18 protein-coding genes are annotated in these 22,030 nt (G+C 65.5%); 16 read left to right on the top strand and 2 right to left on the bottom strand.

The features are described 5' to 3' along the window. Positions 1–868 precede the first annotated feature (868 nt). From ACPUER_RS05125 to ACPUER_RS05075, 11 genes are all read left to right on the top strand, one after another. The gene (locus ACPUER_RS05125) at positions 869–2,275 is read left to right on the top strand and encodes an undecaprenyl-phosphate glucose phosphotransferase (RefSeq protein WP_425130535.1); all 1,407 of its coding nucleotides are present in this window, start codon (positions 869–871) and stop codon (positions 2,273–2,275) included. A 47-nt stretch (positions 2,276–2,322) separates the two neighbouring features. Then, positions 2,323–3,498: a polysaccharide biosynthesis/export family protein gene (locus tag ACPUER_RS05120; RefSeq protein WP_425130534.1), complete on the top strand. Its 1,176-nt coding sequence runs from the start codon at positions 2,323–2,325 to the stop codon at positions 3,496–3,498. A 50-nt stretch (positions 3,499–3,548) separates the two neighbouring features. After that, positions 3,549–3,998 carry a low molecular weight protein-tyrosine-phosphatase gene (locus tag ACPUER_RS05115; RefSeq protein ID WP_425130533.1) on the top strand — a complete coding sequence of 150 codons (450 nt, stop codon included), beginning with the start codon at positions 3,549–3,551 and terminating at the stop codon, positions 3,996–3,998. After that, positions 3,956–6,268 carry a polysaccharide biosynthesis tyrosine autokinase gene (locus ACPUER_RS05110; RefSeq protein ID WP_425130532.1) on the top strand — a complete coding sequence of 771 codons (2,313 nt, stop codon included), beginning with the start codon at positions 3,956–3,958 and terminating at the stop codon, positions 6,266–6,268. The genes ACPUER_RS05115 and ACPUER_RS05110 overlap by 43 nt, the downstream gene beginning before the upstream one ends. 14 nt (positions 6,269–6,282) lie before the next feature. Further along, a complete protein-coding gene (locus tag ACPUER_RS05105; RefSeq protein WP_425130531.1) occupies positions 6,283–7,326 on the top strand; it encodes a glycosyltransferase family 4 protein in 1,044 nt (347 codons plus the stop codon). Beyond that, positions 7,313–8,407, top strand: a complete 1,095-nt coding sequence (locus ACPUER_RS05100; RefSeq protein WP_425130530.1) for a polysaccharide pyruvyl transferase family protein — start codon at positions 7,313–7,315, stop codon at positions 8,405–8,407. Before ACPUER_RS05105 ends, ACPUER_RS05100 begins: the two co-directional genes overlap by 14 nt. Beyond that, positions 8,367–9,545, top strand: coding sequence for a glycosyltransferase (locus tag ACPUER_RS05095; protein WP_425130529.1), 1,179 nt, complete (start codon positions 8,367–8,369; stop codon positions 9,543–9,545). Before ACPUER_RS05100 ends, ACPUER_RS05095 begins: the two co-directional genes overlap by 41 nt. Then, entirely contained in the window at positions 9,533–10,822 is a 1,290-nt protein-coding gene (locus ACPUER_RS05090) for a hypothetical protein (protein ID WP_425130528.1), read from the top strand. The genes ACPUER_RS05095 and ACPUER_RS05090 overlap by 13 nt, the downstream gene beginning before the upstream one ends. A 35-nt stretch (positions 10,823–10,857) precedes the next feature. Beyond that, on the top strand, positions 10,858–11,352 hold the full coding sequence (locus ACPUER_RS05085; RefSeq protein WP_425130527.1) for an endo-1,3-alpha-glucanase family glycosylhydrolase: 495 nt from the start codon (positions 10,858–10,860) through the stop codon (positions 11,350–11,352). Next, positions 11,318–12,148, top strand: coding sequence for an endo-1,3-alpha-glucanase family glycosylhydrolase (locus ACPUER_RS05080; RefSeq protein ID WP_425130526.1), 831 nt, complete (start codon positions 11,318–11,320; stop codon positions 12,146–12,148). The genes ACPUER_RS05085 and ACPUER_RS05080 overlap by 35 nt, the downstream gene beginning before the upstream one ends. A gap of 106 nt (positions 12,149–12,254) precedes the next feature. After that, the gene (locus ACPUER_RS05075; protein ID WP_425130525.1) at positions 12,255–13,742 is read left to right on the top strand and encodes a hypothetical protein; all 1,488 of its coding nucleotides are present in this window, start codon (positions 12,255–12,257) and stop codon (positions 13,740–13,742) included. Positions 13,743–13,802: 60 nt separating this feature from the next. Here ACPUER_RS05075 and ACPUER_RS05070 read toward each other — a convergent pair whose 3' ends face one another. Continuing rightward, the gene (locus ACPUER_RS05070) at positions 13,803–14,819 is read right to left on the bottom strand and encodes a 1-aminocyclopropane-1-carboxylate deaminase (RefSeq protein ID WP_425130524.1); all 1,017 of its coding nucleotides are present in this window, start codon (positions 14,817–14,819) and stop codon (positions 13,803–13,805) included. Between the two features lie 198 nt (positions 14,820–15,017). On the opposite strand from ACPUER_RS05070, the gene ACPUER_RS05065 reads away from it, so the two are divergent. The 3 genes from ACPUER_RS05065 (at position 15,018) to ACPUER_RS05055 (ending at position 16,602) form a co-directional block, all read left to right on the top strand. Continuing rightward, on the top strand, positions 15,018–15,518 hold the full coding sequence (locus ACPUER_RS05065) for an Lrp/AsnC family transcriptional regulator (protein ID WP_175960320.1): 501 nt from the start codon (positions 15,018–15,020) through the stop codon (positions 15,516–15,518). A gap of 110 nt (positions 15,519–15,628) precedes the next feature. Beyond that, positions 15,629–16,132: a type II RES/Xre toxin-antitoxin system antitoxin gene (gene parS, locus ACPUER_RS05060; protein ID WP_263343568.1), complete on the top strand. Its 504-nt coding sequence runs from the start codon at positions 15,629–15,631 to the stop codon at positions 16,130–16,132. Beyond that, on the top strand, positions 16,129–16,602 hold the full coding sequence (locus ACPUER_RS05055; protein ID WP_310130601.1) for an RES family NAD+ phosphorylase: 474 nt from the start codon (positions 16,129–16,131) through the stop codon (positions 16,600–16,602). Before parS ends, ACPUER_RS05055 begins: the two co-directional genes overlap by 4 nt. 60 nt (positions 16,603–16,662) lie before the next feature. Here ACPUER_RS05055 and mdeB read toward each other — a convergent pair whose 3' ends face one another. Continuing rightward, complete coding sequence (gene mdeB, locus ACPUER_RS05050; protein ID WP_425130523.1) at positions 16,663–19,392, bottom strand: alpha-ketoglutarate dehydrogenase; 2,730 nt, start codon at positions 19,390–19,392, stop codon at positions 16,663–16,665. Positions 19,393–19,541: 149 nt separating this feature from the next. Here mdeB and ACPUER_RS05045 point away from each other — a divergent pair, with 149 nt between their 5' ends. Together ACPUER_RS05045 and poxB are read left to right on the top strand one after the other, a co-directional pair. Further along, positions 19,542–20,069, top strand: a complete 528-nt coding sequence (locus tag ACPUER_RS05045) for an Lrp/AsnC family transcriptional regulator (protein WP_047901851.1) — start codon at positions 19,542–19,544, stop codon at positions 20,067–20,069. A gap of 237 nt (positions 20,070–20,306) precedes the next feature. Beyond that, positions 20,307–22,028, top strand: a complete 1,722-nt coding sequence (gene poxB, locus ACPUER_RS05040) for a ubiquinone-dependent pyruvate dehydrogenase (RefSeq protein WP_425130543.1) — start codon at positions 20,307–20,309, stop codon at positions 22,026–22,028. Positions 22,029–22,030: the final 2 nt, after the last annotated feature.

The following is a 22,030-nucleotide window of genomic DNA, read 5'->3' as shown; positions in this document are numbered from 1 at the left end:
CCAAAATGGGGGGGCCTTTTTTGACACGAGGTTATAGCCGATAAAAAAAATGTGGGGGGGGGGGTCGGGCCCCGGGAAAGCGCGGGTTTAAGACCGGGTTTAAGCCCCCGCGCCCGCCGAATCGAGTGCCTCAGGTGCGCCACGTCACGCGTGGACGCATCTTTTGCCGCCGGCTTGCCGGCGGTATTTCGTTTACGCTCGGGCCGCGCCCCGTACGCGATCTCGCTGCAAGATTTCGATCACGTTCAAAGCGGACTTGCCTGTTCTCACGCGCGAACCGGGCACTGACGCTGCCGCGACGGATGCGCACGAGCGGCGGGCGGTCGCCCGTGCGCCGCGACGCATCGACGTCGCGCTTATCGCAACGCCGACACACGTCGCAGTCGTCGGTCATCGTGTTCGCGGGATGGCGGTGCTTCCACATTGTCTCGCGACGTGACCCGATGCGCGTCACGCTGCTCCGTTTGATCCCTTGACATCAATCAATCCGCCATATAGGCAGCGGCTTCATTGGTAAATCGGACAAGAAACGTCTCTATATCAATTTGTTTAGGACATGACCGATTTAAAACGCCAGATCGTAGTGGCAGTATCGAGTCTTACATCGTATCGATAGGCGATGGGCTCGCGGTAGACAGAGGGCGTCGGTCTCGTCGAAGTTGTCAGGCCATGTCAACCGGGCTCGAAATTTAACGATCTGTGACGTTTGATTGAGGGTCTGTTTCAATCGATTCAGATTCGCATTACTAAACAAAAGATGAAATCGATCATCGGTCCGGGCGTCGATCCGTGCCGGCGTGGCGAGCATTGCGTGTCGATGCGCCGCCGTTCCATCGGCAATCGATCGCGGCGGTGATCGCCCAGGGTTATGCCTTCGTTCAACCAAACTAGATTCACTCCCGCCGTTCGCGGAAAAGCTTCACGGTTCAGGTTTGTGGATGCCGCGCTGCTTGTCGTCACCGCATGGGCGGCGAGAAGCTGGCTGGGCGGCTCGCCGTCTGCTGAATCCGATGCCGTGCTGATGGCCGTTTCGATTGCGTGTGCGCTCGTCCTGTTTTCGTTGGCCGGCTTGTATGGCGATCCCGAACGTGGGCTGTCATGGCGTCGCATGTGGCTCGCGCTGGCCTGTCTGGCCGTCGCGTTATGTGTCGGCACGATTTCGGTCATGGCGCGCGACCGGCAATTCCCGGTCGCGTTCGACTGGCTAGCCGGCTGGTTCGCGTTGTCGGCGGTCGCGCTCGTCGTGTCGCAGGCCGTGCGGTGGTGGCTCGGCGTTTGCGCGGCGGCGCGGCATGCGCGGCGCAAACCGGTTGCGCTCGTCGGGCATCTCGAACGTTGCCGGGCGTTCGTTGGCCGCGATGCGCGTGAAACGTGGCAGCCGTTCCGGATAGCCGCGATCTTCGACATGTCCGGTTCGTCGCCGATCGGGCCGGAAGAGCCGGCCGTGCATCGTGACCTGGCCAACTTCGTCGAGCACGTGCGTCGCGCGCAGGTCGGGGAGATCTGGATCGTGCTGCCGTTGTCGGAGGCCGATCGTGTCGGCGAGATCGTCCGCGCGTTCGCCGAGGATCTGGTCGACATCCGCTTCATGCCGGACCTCACCGGCATGACGCCGCTCCATCCGGACGGGGCGATTCGTGGCCGCGCGCTCGATCTCGTCTCGTCGCCGCTGTCCGCGCGGGCGCTGGCGGGCAAGGCGATGTTCGATCGCGTGTTCGCGGGCCTGGCGTTGATCGGAATCGCGCCGCTGATGGTTGTCGTTGCGCTGGCGGTGAAGCTGTCGTCGCCGGGGCCGGTGCTGTTCCGGCAGCAACGCAGGGGCGCTTACGGGCGCGTCTTCACGATCTACAAGTTCCGGACGATGCGCGTGCCCGACACGCGCGAGCCGGGCGAAGTCCGGCAGGCGACGCAAGGCGACCCGCGCGTCACGCGTGTCGGCGCGCTGCTGCGGCGCACGAGCCTCGACGAACTGCCGCAGTTCTTCAACGTGCTGAAGGGCGACATGTCGGTGGTCGGGCCGCGCCCGCATGCGGTGGAGCACGACCGCTTCTACCAGCACCTTGTCGACGGCTATATCCAGCGCTACCGGATCAAGCCGGGCATCACCGGTTGGGCCCAGATCAACGGGCATCGCGGCGAGACGGATCGCGTCGAGAAGATGCAGAAGCGGGTCGAACACGATCTCTACTACCTGAATAACTGGTCGTTCGGGATGGACGTGAGGATCGTCCTGAGAACGATCGCGACGGGGTTCTTCGACAAGCATGCGTATTGACGCGGTCACGACGAAATGAATGCCCGAATCGAATGCGAGAGGTAAACGTGAAGTGGTTTGAAGTGGGGTTCTGGTATGAGCGCGCAGTTTGCGTTCGTCGTCTTCCGGAGCGGTTGCTGCTTGCAGTCGCGGTTGTCGCGTTGTCGGGCTGCGCTGCCGCACCCGGTATGCGCATGACCGGGCCGGCGACGCTGCCTGTATCGGACGGCGCGACCGGCGTGCCGGCCGCGACGATGCCGGTGCCGGTAACGGACATCAGCGTCGCACTGATTGGGCAGTTGCGGGAGGTCGCGGCGACCGAAAGCGCCATGCGCAACCGGGTGCTGTTCGAGCGGCCGGCGCCGTATCGGCTGGGGATCGGCGACGTGCTCCAGATCACGGTCTGGGATCACCCCGAACTCGTCGCGGCACTGGGCACGCAGCCCCAGGGCAGCGCCGCGCGCGAGTCCGACCCGGCGCGCGGGTTCGTCGTGAATGCCGACGGGCGCATTCAGTTTCCGTACGTCGGCGGCATCGAGGCTGCTGGCCGTAACGTGGACGAGGTCCGGCGCGCACTCTACGCGAAGCTGTCGGAGGTGTTCGTCAAGCCGCAATTGACGGTACGCGTCGAATCCTATCGTGCGCAGCAGGTGGTTGTGGATGGCGAGGTTCACCGTCCCGGCGTGCTGGCGATAAACGACGTCCCGATGACGCTGTATGAAGCGGTGGGTCGCGCGGGCGGCTTCACGGCCGCGGCCGATCAGAGCCGCATGACGCTTGTGCGCGGCGATTCGAGCTATCCGCTGGATCTCTCGTCGATGCTGGCGCGGGGCGAGAACCCGTCCGGGATCCTTCTGAAGAGCGGCGACGTCCTGCGGGTCGTCGCACGCGAGGAGAACGGCGCGTTCGTGATGGGCGAGGTCAACAAGCCCGTTACCGCATTACCGCTGCGCAACGGCAGGTTGTCGCTCGCCGAGGCGCTGTCCCAGGCCGGAAGCATGAACCCGACGACCGCCGATGCCGCGCAGGTGTACGTGATCCGCAGGGCGGGCGACGACGCTCCCCGGGTGTTCCATCTGGATGCACGGTCGCCCGTCTCGATGGTGCTCGCGAATCAGTTCGAGTTGCAGCCGAAGGATGTCGTCTATGTGGACAGCAACGGTCTGGTTCGTTTCAGCCGCGTGCTAAGCCTGCTGCTGCCGGCCATCAACGCCGGCCTGACCGGGGCGATCGTGACGAAATGACGGCGCTCGCTCGATATGCCCGTCACGAACAGGAACGGGTGGAAGGTGGAATGATCCGGACCGTCGTGATCGTGTGCGTCGGAAACATCTGTCGCAGCCCGATGGGCGAGGGGCTGCTGCGGGCGCGGCTCCCGGACGTCGACGTGCTGTCGGCCGGCACGGCGGCGCGCGTCGGCGAGCCGGCGCAACCGTCCGCCGTCGCGGTGGCGGCAAACGCCGGCCTCGACATTTCCGGTCACCGGGCCCGTCAATTGACCGACGCGCTGGTCCGCCGCGCGGATCTCGTGCTGGTGATGGATGCGATGCAGAAGCGCGAGATCGTCGCGCGCTATCCGTTCTCGCTAGGCAAGGTATTCCGGCTCGGCGAGCGGGACGGATTCGATGTGCCGGATCCGTATTTGAAACCGGTTGCCGTGTTCAGGAATACCTACGCGCTGATCGAACAAGGTGTGAACGCATGGGTGCCGAGAATCGAGGCACTGGTGAATGTCGTGAGATGAACAGGATGTCAATGAACAACGAACCGGCACTGGCCGCCGAACCGGGCCAGCACGGAGAGTCGGACCTGGTGCGCTATCTGGATCTCGTCCTGTCGAACCGTCGTTTGGTGATCGGCATGGCGGCCCTCGTGTTCGCCGCCGGTGCGGCCTACGCATGGCTCGCACGCCCGGTTTACGAATCGAATCTCCTGATCCAGGTCGAGGACGGCTCGGCGGGCGCGGACGGTTTGCTTGGCGGCGTGTCGTCGCTCTTCGACATGAAAAGCCAAGCGGCGGCGGAAATCGAGATTCTCAAGTCGCGGATGGTGGTCGACAGCGCCGTCGAGCGTCTGCACCTGTATATCGATGCGGAACCGAAGCGCTTTCCGATTGTCGGGCGGATGATCGCCGAGCGCGCTCATGGCCTGTCCAGTCCCGGGTTGCTCGGGTTCGGCGGATACGGCTGGGGCACGGAGTCGATCGATGTCGCCGTGCTGGATGTCCCGAAGGCGCTCGAGGGCGAGCCGTTCGGGCTGACGGCGCTTCCCGGTGGCCGGTTCCGCTTCGAACATGGAGATCTGGATCGGCCGATCGAAGGGAAGGTCGGCGAACTGGTCGAGTCGATGCAGACGGCCGGGCCATTCCGGATCAAGGTGGACGCGCTGCACGCGCAGCCAGGCGCCGCGTTCCGGCTGGTGCGCGAATCGAGGTTGAAGACGTTGCAGACACTGCAGAAGCATCTGAACGTCACCGAGGTCCGCAAGCAGAGCAATATCGTCAGCGTGTCGCTGAAGGGCGAGGATCCGGACATCATCGCACGCATCCTCAACACGATCGGCAACGCCTATGTCGCGCAGAACGTCAAGCGGAAATCCGCTGAAGCCGAAAAATCGCTCGCATTCCTGGAGCGTGTCGCGCCGCAGTTGAAGCAGGATCTGGAACGTTCCGAAGCGAAATACAACGCAATGCGCAGCAAGCGCGGGACATTCGACCTCAGTGTCGAGGCGCAGGCGTATCTGCAAGACAGCATCGCGGCCCAGGCGGCGTTGCTGGATCTGCAGCAGAAGCGCGCCGAAGCGTCGACGCGGTTTGCAGCCGGACATCCCGCGATGCAATCGCTCGATCAGCAGATCGCGGGCGTGAAGCAGAAGATCGGCGCACAGTCCGCACGCCTGCGCGCCTTTCCGGGGTTTGAGCAGGAAGAGCTGCGCTTGCGGCGCGATGTCGAGGTGAGCAGCGCGATGTATGTCGGCGTGCTGAACAACATCCAGCAGCTCAAGCTCGTGTCCGCGGGAAAAATCGGCAACGTCCGCGAAGTGGATTTTGCCCCGGTGCCGGAAGAGCCGATCGAGCCGCGCAAGTCGCTGATTCTCGCGCTTGCGGCGATTCTCGGGGTCATGCTGGGCATGACGGCGGCTGTGGCGCGCGAAGCGTTGTACGGCGGCATCGTCGATATGGACGACATCGAGCGCCATACCGGATTGAGCGTTTACGGAACGATTCCCCATTCGCCGGCGCAGCAGGCAGCCAGCAGCCCGGGCGCGCGCCATCTGCTGGCCGACGACAGTCCCCACGAACCCGCTGTCGAGAGCTTGAGGAGCCTGCGCACCGCGCTCGGCCTGACGCTGTTCGACGCAACAAACAACCGCGTGCTGCTGACGGGCCCGAGCCCGGGGATCGGCAAGTCGTTCGTCGCAGCGAATCTGGCGGCAGTGGTCGCCGTGGGCGGGCGGCGCGTGCTGCTGGTCGATGCGGACATGCGGCGCGGGCATCTGAACGACTACTTCGGCGTGTCGAAAGCGCCAGGGCTGTCCGATGTGCTGGAGGGGAAGGCGTCGCTGGACGAGGTCGTGCAGCGAGGCGTATCGGCCGGGCTCGATTTCGTCGCGACGGGCGGGATTTCGGCGCGTGCGTCGGAATTGCTTTTGAATGATCGAATGCCTCGATTGCTGGACGAAATGAGCCGGGCCTACGACCTCGTGATCATTGATACGCCGCCCGTGCTCGCGGTATCGGATGCGACCGTGCTGGCGCCGCATTGCGGGACGGTGTTTCTCGTCGCGCGGTTCAGGAAGACGACCGTTGGCGAATTGTCCGAGGCGTCGAAACAGATCCTCCGGGGCGCGTCCGGTTTGCGTGGCGTCGTCTTCAACGGCGTCGATGCGCGCGTGTTCGGCTATCGGTCGAGATATGGCGCGTACCGATATGCCCAATACGGCTACGCGTCGACCGACGCCGGCGGCGGCGATGCAGTCGGCAGCCGCCACCGTCGGCGGCGGGAGGCGCGATGAGGATTGTGCACGTCGTGGAAACCTGGGTTGGCGGGATCGCGTCCTACGTCGGTGCACTGGCCCGCGAGCAGATCGCACTGGGGAACGAAGTCCTGCTGGTCTGCGATCCTGGTCGCATGGACGGCGCGATCGACATCGTCGGATTAACGCTGATCGCATATCGATCGAGCCGTCATCCGGCACGGTTGCCCGGAATCGCGCGCGAACTGCGGGCGCTGCTCGAAACCGTCGGAGCGGACGTGATCCATTGTCACAGCACGTTCCCGGGCCTGTACGTGCGGCTGAGCCGCCATCGCGGCGCCAAGGTGCTTTACACGCCGCATGCATGGGCGTTCCTGAAACGTGACGTCGGGGTCGCGAAGCGGCTGGGCTACGCGTTGATCGAGCGTGTGCTGTCGGGACGCTGCGACCGGATCGTCTGCATGTCGTTCGACGAATTGCGCGCGGCGCGGCGCTACGGGATCCCGATGTCGAAGATCGATTTCATCTACACGGGCATTGCAGGTGACGACGCGGCGGCGCGAGCGGTGCACCCGTCCGGCTGCGCGGCGATACGCATCGGCTATTTCGGACGCCTGGACTACCAGAAGGGTTTCGACGTTGTGCTCGATGCGGTGCCGAAACTGAACCCGCTTCTCGAAATCAACGTGTACGGCGTCGCGGTGCGCGGCGGCATTGCGGCGGCAGGCGAGCACGGGCAACGGATCGTCTATCACGGCTGGGTCGATGCCGCGGCGACGAAGGCAGCGATGCAGGCGATGGACGTCGTGATCGTGCCGTCCCGGTGGGAGGGCCTGGCGCTGGTGCCGATCGAGGCGATGCGCGCTGGCAAGGTGATCGTCGTTTCCGGCGAAAGCTCGTTGCCCGAGCAGGTAATACACGGCTACAACGGCCTCATCCTCACCGAGCTGACCGGGCAATGCCTGGCCGACAACCTGAACCGCCTGACGGTCGAAGAATGCCGCCGGATGGGCGACAACGCGCGGCATGTATTCGATCAGACCTTTCGCCAAGAACGCTTCCTGAAATCGGTGATGCAGACTTATGAAAACGCCTGACGTCTATCTGCTGCATGCGTACAGCTCGCGCAACAGCGGCGACGGCCTGCTGGTCAAACTGAGCCTGAAGGCGATGCGAGAAGCGGGTATCGACGGTGTCGTGACGATCGTCTGCCTCGATCCGGAGTCGTTTCACGGCTATCTCGACGATGCGCGCATTCGCATCTGGTCGCTGCCCCGGTTCTGGATCGAGTCGATCCGCCGGATCGGCAGCGCCTGGCCCGCGATCTTTTTCGGCGTGGGCGGCGGCTATCTGCGCGCGTCCCGGAGTTCGGAAGCGTGGAAATCGCTCATCGCGCACGGCAGTCAGCTCGTATGCACTGCGTTGCGGCGGAACGCGCTGTCGGTCTATCTGCCGCAGAGCATCGGGCCGCTAGCGTCGCTGCCGGGGCGCATGCTGGGGGCGCTGGTTCGACGCTGCGTGAACGTGGTGTTCCTGCGCGACGATCAGAGCGTTGGCGAGCTTGCGCATCCGGGCGGCATTCGCACCGGGGATCTCGTCGTGCTCGAGATCGGCCGCACTCCGCGCCCCGAGCCGGAAGACGGCGTGCATGCGGGCGGCGCGCGCCCGATCTGCTTCGTGTTCAGGGATCTCGAGGGCAAGCCGTATCGCGATGCGTATGTTGACAATCTCCGGTGTCTCGTGAAGCAGCTTCCCGAAGCACGTTTTGCATTGCAAAGCAGTGGCCGAGGAAATGGCGACGACGCGTTTTATCGCGACGCATTCGGCATTGCGCAGGTGGACCCGCTGGCGATGCTCGTCAAGCGTGTGCGCCCGCTCGTCGTCTCCGTCCGGCTGCACGGCAGTCTCGAAAGCATTCTCGCCGGCGTGCCGAGCATTCATATCGCGTACGAACGCAAGGGCCGGTCCGCGTACGACGACCTCGGCCTGTCGCGCTATGTGGTTCATGCAAGCGATTTTGATGCGGAACAAGTGGCCCGGCTCGCGTGCGAGATCGCGCGAGACGACGGCGCGTACTGGCGGGAGCTGCGCATGGAGGGCGCGGATCGCTACAAGGACATGATCAAGAGAATCCGAGATGAAATCGAACAATTCCATCACCTTTGTGATGGACGGTAATTTTTCGCACGTCGGCGGCGAAATCTACAGTCCGCACATGGGCTACGAGAAATTCGCGGGCCGGTTCGTGCCGCACTTCGACTGCGTGCGGATCGCCGCGCGCGCATTTCCGGCCAATGCGCCGGTCGGGTCACGCGTGACGGGCGCGCGGACGTCATTTGCCGATCTGGGGGCGATTCGAGGCGTCCGCGGCTGGCTGTGGAGCCTGCCGCGCCTGTCGGTCCGCCTGTTTCATGTGATTCGCAACGCGCAGACGCTGATGATCCGGTTCCCCGGCAACGTGGCGACGCTCGCACTTGCGATGTGCTGGATGACGAGAAGGCCGTTTTCGGCTGAAATCGTGGCCGATCCGGAGGACTACTTCAGGAAGGGCGCGTCTAATCATCCGCTGCGGGCCGTCGCGAAATGGATCCATTGCCGTTCGACCGCGTCGGCCGCGCGCCGCGCGCAAACCGTTCGATATGTAACGGACGCGTACCTTCAGGCGAAGTATCCGGCCCGTTCGAAAGCCGATGCATTCGGTTTCAGCGACGCCTGTCTGCCGGACGCGCTCTACACCGCGCGCGATCCCCATTCGTGGCGGCATGCCGGCCCGCTGAGAATGATCAACGTATCGATGATGCACAACCCGAGCAAGGGGCACGCCGTCCTGCTCGAAGCCGTATCGCGATTGAAGCGCAAGGGTGTGGCCGTCACGCTGACGCTGGTCGGCGACGGCGTGTTGCGGAATGGGCTGGAAGCGCTGGCGACGTCGCTCGGTATCGCGGATCGGGTCTCTTTTCGCGGCCTGGTTTCGTCCGAGTCGGCCTGTGCGCTGGTTGCGGAACACGATCTCTTCATCCTGCCTTCGCTTCAGGAGGGCATGCCGCGCGCGATGCTGGAGGCGATGGCCGTCGGCACACCGGTGCTCGGGACGGACGTCGGCGGCATACCGGAAGTGCTTCCCGCAAGCGACCTGATCCGGGCCGGCTCAGTCGATGCCGTCGAGGCCGGCATCGAAGCGCTTGCGCGCGAGCGCACGCAACTCGTCGACATGAGCGCGAGGCAGCAGGCGAAAGCGTCCGGGTTTGCGTACTCGGCGCTGCAGCAAAAGTATGACGCGTATTGCGGGCATCTGGTGGAACGATGCGCCGCCTGAATGTCGACCTGATTCACGTCGCCGCGAGCGCCGGGTTGCCGGCGCTCGCGAATTTTCTGGCGGCGGCGCTGGCGCTGCACGTGCTCGACCCGGTCCTGGCCGGACGCTCGTATGCGCTGCTCGCCGTGTTCTATGTCGCGATCGACACATTCAACTTCGGTTCCGCCCGGATCTATACGATCGAGCGCATCCGGACGCGCTTCGCGAGCCTGCTGCCGCTCGACTGTATCAGCGCGGCCTGCTCGACGGCGTTCTTCGGCGTGGCTTGCGTGCTGCTGGCAGGAACCGGATCGATCGTGTTGCCGAATGCGCCGTTGATGCTCGCGCTGGCGCCCGCATGTTACGGGCTGTCGCATTTTGCGCTCGGGTTCTTCAGGATGACGGGGCGCAACCGGGTGGTGCTCGCGATCTCGACGGTATCGGCCGTTTCCCGGCTGGCGGTCGTGTGGGCGCTTGCCGAATTCCCTGCGTGGCACGGATGGTTTCCCGATCTGCTGTTGCTCGTCGAGGCCGCGTATGGCGGGCTGCTGGTCGCGGCTTACCTGTGGATCAGGCCGCGCGCCGAGGACCGTCATGAACGAGGGCAAGGCCCGCAGGCGGAACGCTGTGGGCTGCATTGGTATCGCTGTTTCGTCGCCCAGGCACGCGGCGAACTGTTGAGCAGCTGGTATGCGAACGCGCTGCTGTCGGGCGCGAAGCATGTGGACGTGTTGATCGTGTCTGCAGTGGCCGGTCCCGCCGGCGCCGCCGTGTATCGCGTTGCAAAGGGCGTCAACAATCTCGCCTTCAATTTCGGGCAGTCGCTTGCGCTGACGGTCGGTTGCGACACGGGCCGCGTGCGGCACGCCTTGAGCGGCGGGGATTTCCGACGCAGGTGCGCGGTGGCGCTGCCGCTCGGCATGGCGGGAGTAGCCGTCGCGGCGCTGCTGCTGCTTGAGATCGGGCTGTTTCCGGTGCAATCGCTTGGCGGTCCGGTTGCCCGGTTTGCATTCGTTTACGCCGTGCTACTGGGCGCGTGCGTCGTATTTCTTTGCCGCGTGCTGTCGCTGTGGCTGTACGCGCAGAGCCGGCGGGCGTTCGTGAAGATGGCGTCGTTCGAGGTCGTATTGACGCTCGGCCTCGTTGCTGGCGCAGGCTGGAAGTACGGTGCCTATGGTGCGGTTTGCGGCATCGGCATCGCGGCGTGTGTCGTTCTGGTGTTGTCGTGCACGCTGTTGATGCGCGGTGTCGCGAGCGACGTGTCCGCATCGGCGGCGGCCGGGAGGGAATCGGCATGAGGCGGCGTGCCTTCATCGGGACGACAGCGTCGACGGTGCTCGGCGCGCGCGACCTGCTGCGTGCCGATGCGGCGCGAGCGAGCGCCGTCGCCGGCGGCCGAATGGTGTTCGCGCACTACATGGTCGCATGGCCACGAGGCGGCAAGGACGCCGGGCCGGAGCAGTATGCACGCGAAATGCGCGATGCGATGGATACGGGCATCGACGGCTTCGCGTTGAATTGCGGTGGGTGGCATGCGACCGAGCCCTACTACAAGCGGCGCGTCGCGACGATCTACGATGCGGCCGACCGGTTCGACGGCGCATTCAGGCTCTTCGTGTCCGCCGACGGCCACGCGCAGGATGAGCTGTCGGACATTCTGCAGACGGTGAGCGGGCGGCGGGCGCAATGGAGGGTGGACGGGCGGCCGGTGCTGTCCGCATACGCGTTGGGCGGACGGGACGCCATCGGCGCGCGCGCGGGCCGAGGCGGCTCGGCGGCTCGGCGCATACTTCGTGCCGCACCTGTTTCCAGCGGCCGGCGAGCATGAAATCGACGCGCGCACGGCGGCGGAAATCGTCGAGCGGATAGGGGCGGCGGACGGCTACTTTTACTTCGGCGCGGCGGGCACGCCGGCGCTGCTGTCAGGTTCGGTGCGCGCGCTGGCACCGGCGCTGCGCGATGCCGGCAAGACGTTCATGGCGTCGGTGACGCCGTATTACCGCGGTCAGCCGCAAGGCACGAACTATCGGGCGTTCGAGACAGGCGGGTTCGCGGGGATGGCTGAAGAATGGCGCGCGGCGATCGAGTCGAAGGCGAACTGGGTTCAGATCGTGACCTGGAACGACTGGGCCGAATCGACCTATGTCGCGCCGACCGGAAGCGGGCGACAGGCATGCGTATACGACGCGCGCTTCGGGCCGATTCTGAGTCATGAAGGCTATCTGAGGGCGTCGCGCTACTACATCGAATGGTTCAAGACGGGGCGCCAGCCGCCGATCGTACGCGACGGGCTCGGTTTTTTCTATCGCCTGCATCCGGTCGCGATGGCTTCCGGCGCGCCGCGCGTGCCGCAGGGCCGGTTGGTCGATCGCATTTTTGTGTGCGTGTTCCTGACGCGTCCCGCGACATTGACGATCGGTCTGGGCACGCGTTTCGTGAGCCGTTCGTTGCCGGCCGGGGTGTCGTTCGTCGATGTTCCTGGCATGCCGGGACGACCCAGCTTCACGGTCGTGCGAGACACGCACGTCGTGCTGAAATGCGTTGGCGAGCTGGCGTTGACCGAGCGCGATTTCAGCAGCCGGTACGGCTATTACAGCGGATGGGTGGAGAACGGCCGTTCATGAGGCAAAAGCATCGGCATGGCCTGGTTCATGCGGACCCGCCGGCGGCTGAGCGGCGGCGCCCCCATTCGACATGATGCGGGGCGCCGGATCAGGTGGAGTCATTGGAATGAAATCGGTACGGTCAAACAGCGCTAGACGCGTGCGAGGACGTCAGCCGGGCGTGATGGGCCCGACGCTGGTCGTTGGCGTGCTTGCCGCGATTGTCGCGACGGTCGTCATCACCGGGCGCGCGAACGGGATGATCCTGCTGCTCGACGGCGCGTTGCTGCTGGCGATCGCCGGCATCCGGCCGAGCACGTCGACCGTTCGCTGGTTCCGGATCTTTCTCTTTTTCGTGCTGGGTGTGTTCCCGCTTTGGCAATTGTTGGCGGGCGACGAAATCTACCTTCGGTTGCCGCCGCAGGACAGTGCCGCCGTTGCGCTCTGGTATTGCCTCAGCCTGGCCGGCGTGCTGGTCGCCAAGCTGATTCTCGACCTTCACTCGCCGCGCCTGACCGAGCACGCATTCCGGCTTGAATCGGGCGTGCGCGCCGGCGGCCTGGCTTATCTGTTTGCCCTGCTGTCGCTCGGCGCGCTGGCATTCATCTACGTCAAGCTGGGCGGCTATGCGCGAATCGCCGAGTTGTACGACGCCCGGATCGAGCAAACCGGCACCGAACACGATCCGTTTCGCGGGCTCGGCGTCGTGCAGGCGCTGGCCAATACGTCGCCGCTGTGGGTATTCGTATGCCTGACCCTGCGGCGGCGCCGGAACGGGCTGCTGACCGCCGCCGCTTTCGCCCAGCTCGGCGTGCTGGGCTGGCTTTCGTCCGGCGTGGCGGGGAACCGTCAGGGCATCGTCTTTGTGCTGGTGTTCGCGCTGTTCCTTTATCACGACTTCGTTGCGCGGATCAGACCCGCCATGGTTCGTGCCGTCGGCATCGGCGTGGCACTGACCGGCATCCTGCTGATGCCGCTGAAGTTCGGACTGGGCTATAGCGACGTCGCGAGTTTGCCGCAACGGTTCGCCGAGCAACGCGATCTCGAATTGAGCATGGGCCCGGTGAGCGCGTTCCTGTTCCGCGATCTGTCGCGCTTCGATGTGCAGATCATTGCGATCGATGCGGTCGCGCAACCCGGGTATGACTATCCGATGGGACGGAGTTTCGTCGGGGCGCTCGCATCCGTCGTGCCGGGAGCGATATGGGATGGGCGTCCCGACACGTTCGCGCTGGAGAAATCCGAAATTGTGCGTGACCTCGAACGAACCACGCTCGACAAGACGACGTTGCTGTTCGGCATGCCGGGTGAGTTCCTGGTGAACTTCGGCATGCTCGGGTTCGTCTTGTCGTTCGCGATTCCGGCAGCGTTGCTCGTCGTACAGAATCTTGTGGGAGCGCGGTCCCGAAAATGGCTGCCGCTGCGGGCGGTAATGTGGCCGCTACCGTTCCTGTTCTTCCTGTTCGACTCGAACGTGATGGTGTACTACACGATGCGATGGATCCTGCTGTTCGGCGTGCCGCTGGCTTTTGTCCTGGTGTGGCCGCGACAGCCGCACGCGTCGGTACGCGTCGGGCCGTCGGGGGAGCCGCGGATACGCAGCGATGAGCGGTAAGCGGCGGGGACGTTTGCGTGGATCTCGTGCAAACGTCCGTCGCCAGTTTGCCGCCCCGCCTCACCCGTTGCGGAAAATCTCCGCATACGCGCTCAACGCCGGCACCCCGCCCAGGTGCGCATACAGCACCTTCGACCCCGGTTCGAATTCCCCGCGCCGCACCTTGTCGATCATCCCGTGCATCGATTTGCCTTCGTACACGGGATCGGTCAGCACGCCTTCGAGCCGCGCACACAGCCGAATTGCTTCGAGCGTGCCGTCGTTCGGCAGCCCGTATTCGGGGCCCGCGTAGCGCGTGTCGAGCACGACGTCCTGCTCGTCGATGCGACGCCCGAGTTCGACGATTTCAGCCGTATGCCGCGCGATGCGCGTGATCTGCGCATGCGTCTTCTCCGGCGTCGCGGATGCGTCGATCCCGATCACGCGATCCGCGCGCCCGTCGGCCGCGAAGCCGACGACCATGCCGGCCTGCGTGCTGCCCGTCACCGAGCACACGACGATGTAGTCGAACTTGAAACCGAGTTCGGCTTCCTGCTGCCGCACCTCCTCGGCGAAGCCGACGAACCCGAGCCCGCCGAGCGGATGCTCGGAGCACCCGGCCGGAACCGGATACGGCTTGCCGCCCGCCTGTCGCACGCTCTCCATCGCTTCTTCCCAACTGCGGCGGATGCCGATGTCGAAGCCGTCGGCAACGAGCCGCACGTCGGCGCCCATCATGCGCGACAGCTGGATGTTGCCGACCCGGTCGTACACGGGGTCTTCATAGTTGACCCAGTGCTCCTGCACGAGCACGCATTTCATGCCGAGATGCGCGGCAACGGCCGCGACCTGGCGCGTCTGGTTCGACTGGACGCCGCCGATCGACACGAGCGTGTCCGCGCCCTGCGCGAGCGCATCGGGGATCAGGTATTCGAGCTTGCGCGTCTTGTTGCCGCCGAACGCGAGGCCGCTGTTGCAGTCCTCGCGCTTCGCATACAGATCGACCTTGCCGCCGAGGTGCGCGCTCAGGCGCTTGAGCGGCTGGATGGGCGTGGGGCCGAACGTCAGCGGGTAACGGGGGAAGCGTTGCAGGTTCATTGATTCTTGTCTCCGGAAAGGCGAGGTTGGCGCGGGCATCGGTGCGCTCGGGAGGGGCCGGCACGCCGTGTCCCGATGGAAAAATGATAGGCAAGCACGCGCGAAATGAGCTTGCGAAATAAATATCGTCGGCCTACGTTGATAACGAATCGAATGCTGATCAAGCAATTCGAGTTCGAAAAAATCGAGGAAGACGCAATGAAATTAACCGGAAGACCGGCGGTGCCGGGCGATGCAGCGCCCGCACTCGATCGCATTGATCGCGCGATCCTCAGGCAGCTTCAGCAGGACGCGTCGATCTCGAACGTGAGCCTCGCCGCGAAGGTGAAGCTGAGCGCGCCGGCGTGCCTGCGGCGCGTCGAGCGGCTCAAGGAAATGGGGATGATTCGCGGGATCGTCGCGCTGCTCGACCCGAAGCCGCTCGGGGCCGGCATGCTGGTCGTGATCGGCTTCGTGCTCGACCGCTCGACGCCGGAAGCGTTCGCCGCGTTCGAGAAGGCCGCGCAGAAGGTGTCGGGATGTGTCGAATGCCACGTCGTGACGGGCGAGTTCGACTATTTCATGCTGGTGCGCACACGTGACAACGAGAGTTTCAACCGGCTGCACGCGGAACAATTGATCTACCTGCCCGGCGTGCGGCAGGTGCGCTCGTTCATGGTGCTCAAGGAGATTCTGTCGACGCATGCGCTGCCGGTGTAGCGCGGAGCGTCGTCGATTCCCATCGGCCTAGGCTATGCCGTTTGGCTAATTGAAAATTCCCGTTTGGGTGTATACAATGAGAATTCAAATTAGCCCATTTGGGAATCGCCATGACAGCAACCACACCTGCGGCCCGTCAGCCTGCCAAGCGGGCTGCCGCATCCCGCGCCGCGACGCCGGCGGGCGGCTCGAACGGTTTGGGCGCCGGCAAGGGCGATTTCGACACCTTTGGCCGGATGGCGCCGATGTTGCAGCGGCGCGCGATCGCGGAGGGTTTCGACGCGGTCATCATCGAGCGCGTCGCGCGCGAGTTGCTCGGCGTGCCGGTTCAGTCCCTCTTGAGCGCGCTGAGCCTGCCCAGCTCGACCATTCTGCGGAAAATCGCCAAACACGACCGGTTGTCGCAAGGCGAGTCCGATCGCGTTGCGCGCGTGCTCTACGTACTGGATCTCGCCACCGATCTGTTTGAGGACAGCGAGCGCGCAGCGGCGTGGATGAGCCGGGCGAACGCAGAGCTCGACGGTTTGAAGCCGCTCGAAGTGCTCGATGTACAGCCCGGCTACGACCGGGTGCGCGACATTCTGAACCGTGCCCAGTTCGGGGTCGGCGCGTGAGGTTGTATCGTCTCGCGAAAGAACGAAAGGGGCACTACCTGGCCGACGACCTGAGCGGGAACGGCGCGGCGATCGCCGGTGGCCGCTGGAATCCTCGCGGCATGCGGGTGCTATACACCTGCTGCCATGCGTCGACGTCGTTGCTCGAGTTACTCGTCCATATGTCCGGCTTGCTTCCCGCTGGCGGATTTTTTTTAGTGACGCTGGAAGTGCCCGACACCGTTTATGACAACGCGTACCAGCCGGACCTGCCGGACGATTGGGCAGTACTGTCGCAGGATCCGGAGTCGACCGCGCGGATCGGGCAGGTCTGGCTTGAAGCGGGCGAGCAGTTGGCGATGCGCGTACCGTCGGTCGTCTGCCCGACCGACTTCAACTTGCTGCTGAACCCGCTGCATGCGGATTTTGCTTCGAGAGTGAAAGTGATCGGCAAAGAAGCGTTCGCGCTGGATCCGCGCCTCTTTGGCTAGTCGGCCGTATTGTTTTGGTTAACGAACAGTCGTCGGCTGCTGCGCGGTCGCGTCGCCCGATCAGCGCTGCCATGGCGCGACGCCTGGATATGCCGACTTGCCGAGACGCTCTCGCGCGTCGCGCACGATAGTCGCATCGAGTTCTCCATCATCCGCCAGCGCCTTCAGCGCGGCGAGCACGATGCTCGCGCGATCGACCTCGAAGAACGCGCGCAGCGCGTCGCGCGTGTCGCTGCGCCCGAACCCGTCGGTGCCGAGCGTCACGTAGCGGCGCGGTACGTACGCGCGGATCAGTTCGGGCACCGCGCGCACATAGTCGGTCGCGGCGACGACGGGGCCCTGCGTCGCCGCAAGCATTCGTGTGACGTACGCATCGGCTGCAGGCGCACCGAGCCGCGACAGCCGCTCGGCTTCCATCCCGTCACGCTGCAGTTCGGTGAAACTCGTGACGCTCCATACGGCCGCGTCGATGCCCCAGTCGTCCTTCAGCATCCGCTGCGCGACGAGCGCTTCGCCGAGGATCGCGCCCGAGCCGAGCAATTGCACGCGTGCCGTCGCGTTCGAACCGGACGGCAGCCGGTGCATGCCCTTCAGGATGCCCTCGCGCCGCGCGGCCGGATCGTCGTCGGGCATCGACGGCTGCGCGTAGTTCTCGTTCATGACGGTCACGTAATAGAACACGTCGCGCTGCTGCTCGACCATCTCGCGCATGCCCGCATCGACGATCGTCGCGACTTCGTACGCGAACGCCGGATCGTACGCGCGGCAGTTCGGGATCGTCGACGCGGCGAGGTGGCTGCTGCCGTCCTGGTGCTGCAGGCCCTCGCCGCCGAGCGTCGTGCGCCCGGACGTCGCGCCGATCAGGAAGCCGCGCGAGCGCTGGTCGGCGGCGGCCCAGATCAGGTCGCCGATGCGCTGGAAGCCGAACATCGAGTAGTAGATGTAGAACGGCAGCATCGGCAGGTCGTGCACGCTGTACGACGTCGCGGCGGCGATCCACGACGAGATCGCGCCCGCTTCCGAAATGCCTTCCTCGAGGATCTGGCCGCGCGTGTCCTCGCGGTAGTAGAGCATCGAGCCGAGGTCTTCCGGCTCGTAGCGCTGGCCGAGCGGCGAGTAGATGCCGACCTGCCGGAACAGGCTGGCCATGCCGAACGTGCGCGCTTCGTCGGCCACGATCGGCACGACGCGCGAGCCGATGTCGCGATCCTTGATCAATGCGGCGAGCATGCGCACGAGCGCCATCGTCGTCGACATCTCGCGGCCGGCCGCATCCAGCGCGAACGCTCCCCAGGCCGGCATCGAAGGGACGGTCAGCCCCTTCGATGCCGCTGTCCGCCTTCTGGGCAGATAGCCTCCCAGGGCAGCCCGGCGGGCATGCAGGTAACGCATTTCCGGGCTGTCTTCCGCTGGCTTGTAAAACTTCAACTGCTCGACGTCGCTGTCCGACAGCGGCAACCGGAAGCGGTCGCGGAACGCCTTCAGATCGTCGACGTCGAGCTTCTTCTGCTGATGGGTCGTCATCCGGCCTTGGCCGGCCGTGCCCATCCCATAACCCTTCATCGTCTTCGCGAGGATCACGGTCGGCTGGCCGCGGTGCGCGAGCGCGCGCGCATACGCGGCGTGCAGCTTGCGCGCGTCGTGGCCGCCGCGGCGCAGGCGGTCGATCTCCGCATCGGTGAGCTGTGCGGCGAGCGCTTCGAGCGCGGGATCCTGGCTGAAGAAGCGCGCGCGGTTGTATGCGCCGTCGTTCGCGGAGAAGGTCTGGAACTGCCCGTCGACCGTATTGGCGAACGCGCGTGCGAGCGCGCCCGCGTGATCGCGCGCGAACAGCGGATCCCAGTCGGAGCCCCACAGCACCTTGATCGAGTTCCAGCCGGCGCCCGCGAATTGCGCCTCGAGTTCGTCGATCACGCGGCCGTTGCCGCGCACCGGGCCGTCGAGCCGCTGCAGGTTGCAGTTGATCACGAACACGAGATTGTCGAGCCCCTCGCGAGCGGCGAGCGACAGCGCGCCGAGCGATTCGGGTTCGTCCATCTCGCCGTCGCCGAAGAAGCCCCACACGGTGCGGCCCGCGGTGTTCGCGAGGCCGCGATGCTGCAGGTAGCGCATGAAGCGCGCCTGGTAGATCGCATTGATCGGGCCGATCCCCATCGAGCCGGTCGGGAACTGCCAGAAATCGGGCATCAGCCACGGATGCGGATACGAGCACAGGCCCGGGCCGGCGATTTCGCGGCGGTAATGCTTCAGGTGGTCCTCGGTGAGGAAGCCTTCGAGATACGCGCGCGCATAGACGCCCGGCGACGAATGCGGCTGGAAGTACACGAGATCGCCGCCGGCCGTGCCGGGTGCGTCGCCGGCCGCGGTCGCCGCCGCGCGGAAGAAGTGGTTGAAGCCGGTTTCGAACAGGTCGGACGCCGACGCGTAGCTCGCGATGTGGCCGCCGAGTTCGCCGTACGCGCGGTTCGCGCGCACGACCATCGCGAGCGCATTCCAGCGCAGCGCGGCCGACAGCCGTTCCTCGAGGTCGAGGTCGCCCGGATACGGCGGCTGCTCGGCGGGCGGAATCGTGTTCAGGTAGCGCGTGACGGGCGCGCGCTGCGACGCGAGGCCGGTTGCGCGCGCATGCTCGGCGAGCCGGTCGAACAGGTATTGCGCGCGGTCGCGGCCGACGTGCGCGACCACCGCGTCGAGCGCCTCGAGCCATTCGGCGGTTTCTTCCGGGTCCGCATCGGTGCGCGCGTGGGCCGCGCGCTGCGCGTGTTCGATACCGTTCGACAGATCCGTCATGCGAGTCTCCCGCGCGCCGGCAGCGGCACGCATCAATGGGACTCATGCTACGCGTCGATTCACAGAATATGCGTCTGATTTCATTGGGAATTTGTTTATAGATAGTGTAAATATTCCGGAATCGTCGCGAGAGAAGGAATATTCGAACCATGAGCACCTCCCCCAAGCGGCTCGACCGCATCGACATCGGCATCCTGAACCAGCTTCAGCAGAACGCGCGGATCACGAACGCGGAACTGGCGCGCGCGGTGAACCTGTCGACCACGCCGTGCTTCAACCGCGTGCGCGCGCTGGAGAAGCTCGGGCTGTTCCGGCAGCAGGTCACGCTGCTCGATCCCGAGCCGCTCGGGCTGCGGATCAACGTGTTCATCCAGGTCAGCCTCGAGAAGCAGGTCGAGGACGCGCTGCAGCGTTTCGAGGAAGCGATCTCGCAGCGGCCCGAGGTGATGGAGTGCTATTTGATGTCGGGCGACGCCGACTATCTGCTGCGCGTCGTGATGCCCGACATGCGCACGCTCGAGCGCTTCATCATCGAGCGGCTGACGACGATTCCCGGCGTGTCGAACATCCGGTCGAGCTTCGCGCTGAAGCAGGTGCGCTACAAGACCGCGCTGCCGCTGCCGGCGGCGGGGCTCACGCTCGTCGATCCGGACGAGTCGGCGTCCGACTGGAGCTGAGCGCGACGCCTGCCAGCCTGTCCGTTGGCCGACATGACGATGACGAAACGGTGACAGCCGCCGCGCGGCGCGGCGACGGATCGAACCAATCGCGTGCGTGCGCCTCATACGGCAGTCGGCCCGGTTGCACCGTCGCGACGCGGCGCGGGCCAGTCGCGTATGCTCGTCCGGTCGGCGATGCGTGCGAACGCGCGGCCGGTTCATGCATGTCTCTATCAATCAACGAGTGAGGGCGTGATGGCAAGACAGACGATGGCGGAATACCTGGCGAAGACGCTGGCGGCGGCGGGCGTCGAGCGCATCTGGGGCGTGACGGGCGACAGCCTGAACGGCCTGTCGTTCAGCCTGGCCCAGATCGGGGCGATCCGCTGGATGCACACGCGGCACGAGGAAAGCGCCGCGTTCGCGGCCGGCGCGGATGCCGCATCGACCGGGCGGCTCGCGGTGTGCGCGGGCAGCTGCGGCCCCGGCAACCTGCACCTGATCAACGGGCTGTACGACTGCCACCGCAATCACCAGCCGGTGCTCGCGATCGCCGCGCACATCCCGTCGACCGAAATCGGGCTCGGCTACTTCCAGGAAACCCATCCGCAGGAACTGTTCCGCGAGTGCAGCCACTTCGCGGAGCTCGTGACCAACGCATCGCAGTTCCCGCGTGTGCTCGCGCGCGCGATGCGCACCGCGATCGAGGAACGCGGCGTCGCGGTGATCGTGCTGCCGGGCGACATCGCGCTCGGCGACGGCCCGGAAGAGGCGCCGGCGTGGAGCGAATCGGCGCCGCCGTCGATCCTGCCGGCCGATGCCGATCTCGACCGGCTCGCGGCATTGCTGAACGGCTCCGACGCGGTCACGCTGCTGTGCGGCAGCGGCACGCAGGGCGCGCACGACGAAGTGGTCGCGCTGGCCGACACGCTCGGCGCGCCGGTCGTGCATGCGCTGCGCGGCAAGCAGTTCGTCGAGTGGGACAACCCGTTCGACGTCGGGATGACCGGGCTGATCGGCTTCAGCTCCGGTTATCACGCGATGGAATCGTGCGACACGCTGCTGATGCTCGGCACGGATTTCCCATACCGGCCGTTCTATCCGTCGAACGCGAAGGTCGCGCAGATCGACTGGAAGGGCTCGCAGCTCGGCCATCGCGCGCCGCTCGCGCTCGGCCTCGTCGGCACCGTGAAGGAGACCATCGCCGCGCTGCTGCCACGCCTCACGCGCAAGACCCAGCGGCGCTTCCTCGAGAATGCGCTGAAGCATTACGCCGCCGCGCGCAAGGGGCTCGACGATCTCGCGGTGGCCGAGCCGCCAGGCCGCGCGATCCATCCGCAATACCTGACGAAGATCGTCGACGAAGTCGCGGCCGACGATGCGATCTTCACGGCCGACGTCGGCACGCCGACGCTGTGGGCCGCGCGCTACCTGACGATGAACGGCAAGCGGCAACTGCACGGCTCGTTCAACCACGGCTCGATGGCGAACGCGATGCCGCAGGCGCTCGGCGCGCAGGGTGCGCATCCGGGGCGGCAGGTGGTGTCGCTGTCCGGCGACGGCGGGCTGTCGATGCTGCTCGGCGATCTGCTGAGCGCGCGCCAGCTCAACCTGCCCGTCAAGATCGTCGTGTACAACAACAGCCTGCTCGGCTTCGTGTCGATGGAGCTGAAGGCGGCCGGCTATCTCGACACCAACGTCGACCTGAGCCCGACCGATTTCGCGGCGATCGCGAAGGGCGCGGGCATCTTCAGCGTGCGCGTCGAGCATTCGGAGAACGTCGAGGAAGCGCTGCGCACGGCGTTCGCGCATGACGGGCCGGCGGTGGTCGACGTCGTCACGTCGAAATACGAGCTCGCGATGCCGCCGAAGATCGAGCTCGCGCATGCGAAGGGCTTCAGCCTGTTCATGCTGCGCGCGATCCTGAGCGGGCGCGGCGACGAGATCGTCGAGCTGGCGAGAACCAACCTGAGGTGACC

Origin of the sequence: Burkholderia sp. DN3021 (genome assembly GCF_049805555.1) — a bacterium.
In the GTDB taxonomy this organism is placed as follows: Bacteria; Pseudomonadota; Gammaproteobacteria; order Burkholderiales; family Burkholderiaceae; genus Burkholderia; species Burkholderia pyrrocinia_C.
The sequence above is the reverse complement of the archived record's forward strand: the minus strand, read 5'-3'. Positions and strand labels throughout refer to the sequence as shown.

What these genes read in the sequence shown, in the direction of transcription:
- ACPUER_RS05115 (WP_425130533.1), top strand. Translation starts at nt 3,549, where the DNA reads ATGATCCGGACCGTCGTGATCGTGTGCGTCGGAAACATCTGTCGCAGC.
- poxB (WP_425130543.1), top strand. Translation starts at nt 20,307, where the DNA reads ATGGCAAGACAGACGATGGCGGAATACCTGGCGAAGACGCTGGCGGCG.
- mdeB (WP_425130523.1), bottom strand. Translation starts at nt 19,392, where the DNA reads ATGACGGATCTGTCGAACGGTATCGAACACGCGCAGCGCGCGGCCCAC.
- ACPUER_RS05095 (WP_425130529.1), top strand. Translation starts at nt 8,367, where the DNA reads ATGAAATCGAACAATTCCATCACCTTTGTGATGGACGGTAATTTTTCG.
- ACPUER_RS05125 (WP_425130535.1), top strand. Translation starts at nt 869, where the DNA reads ATGCCTTCGTTCAACCAAACTAGATTCACTCCCGCCGTTCGCGGAAAA.
- ACPUER_RS05075 (WP_425130525.1), top strand. Translation starts at nt 12,255, where the DNA reads ATGAAATCGGTACGGTCAAACAGCGCTAGACGCGTGCGAGGACGTCAG.
- parS (WP_263343568.1), top strand. Translation starts at nt 15,629, where the DNA reads ATGACAGCAACCACACCTGCGGCCCGTCAGCCTGCCAAGCGGGCTGCC.
- ACPUER_RS05090 (WP_425130528.1), top strand. Translation starts at nt 9,533, where the DNA reads ATGCGCCGCCTGAATGTCGACCTGATTCACGTCGCCGCGAGCGCCGGG.
- ACPUER_RS05070 (WP_425130524.1), bottom strand. Translation starts at nt 14,819, where the DNA reads ATGAACCTGCAACGCTTCCCCCGTTACCCGCTGACGTTCGGCCCCACG.
- ACPUER_RS05065 (WP_175960320.1), top strand. Translation starts at nt 15,018, where the DNA reads ATGAAATTAACCGGAAGACCGGCGGTGCCGGGCGATGCAGCGCCCGCA.
- ACPUER_RS05110 (WP_425130532.1), top strand. Translation starts at nt 3,956, where the DNA reads ATGGGTGCCGAGAATCGAGGCACTGGTGAATGTCGTGAGATGAACAGG.
- ACPUER_RS05045 (WP_047901851.1), top strand. Translation starts at nt 19,542, where the DNA reads ATGAGCACCTCCCCCAAGCGGCTCGACCGCATCGACATCGGCATCCTG.
- ACPUER_RS05100 (WP_425130530.1), top strand. Translation starts at nt 7,313, where the DNA reads ATGAAAACGCCTGACGTCTATCTGCTGCATGCGTACAGCTCGCGCAAC.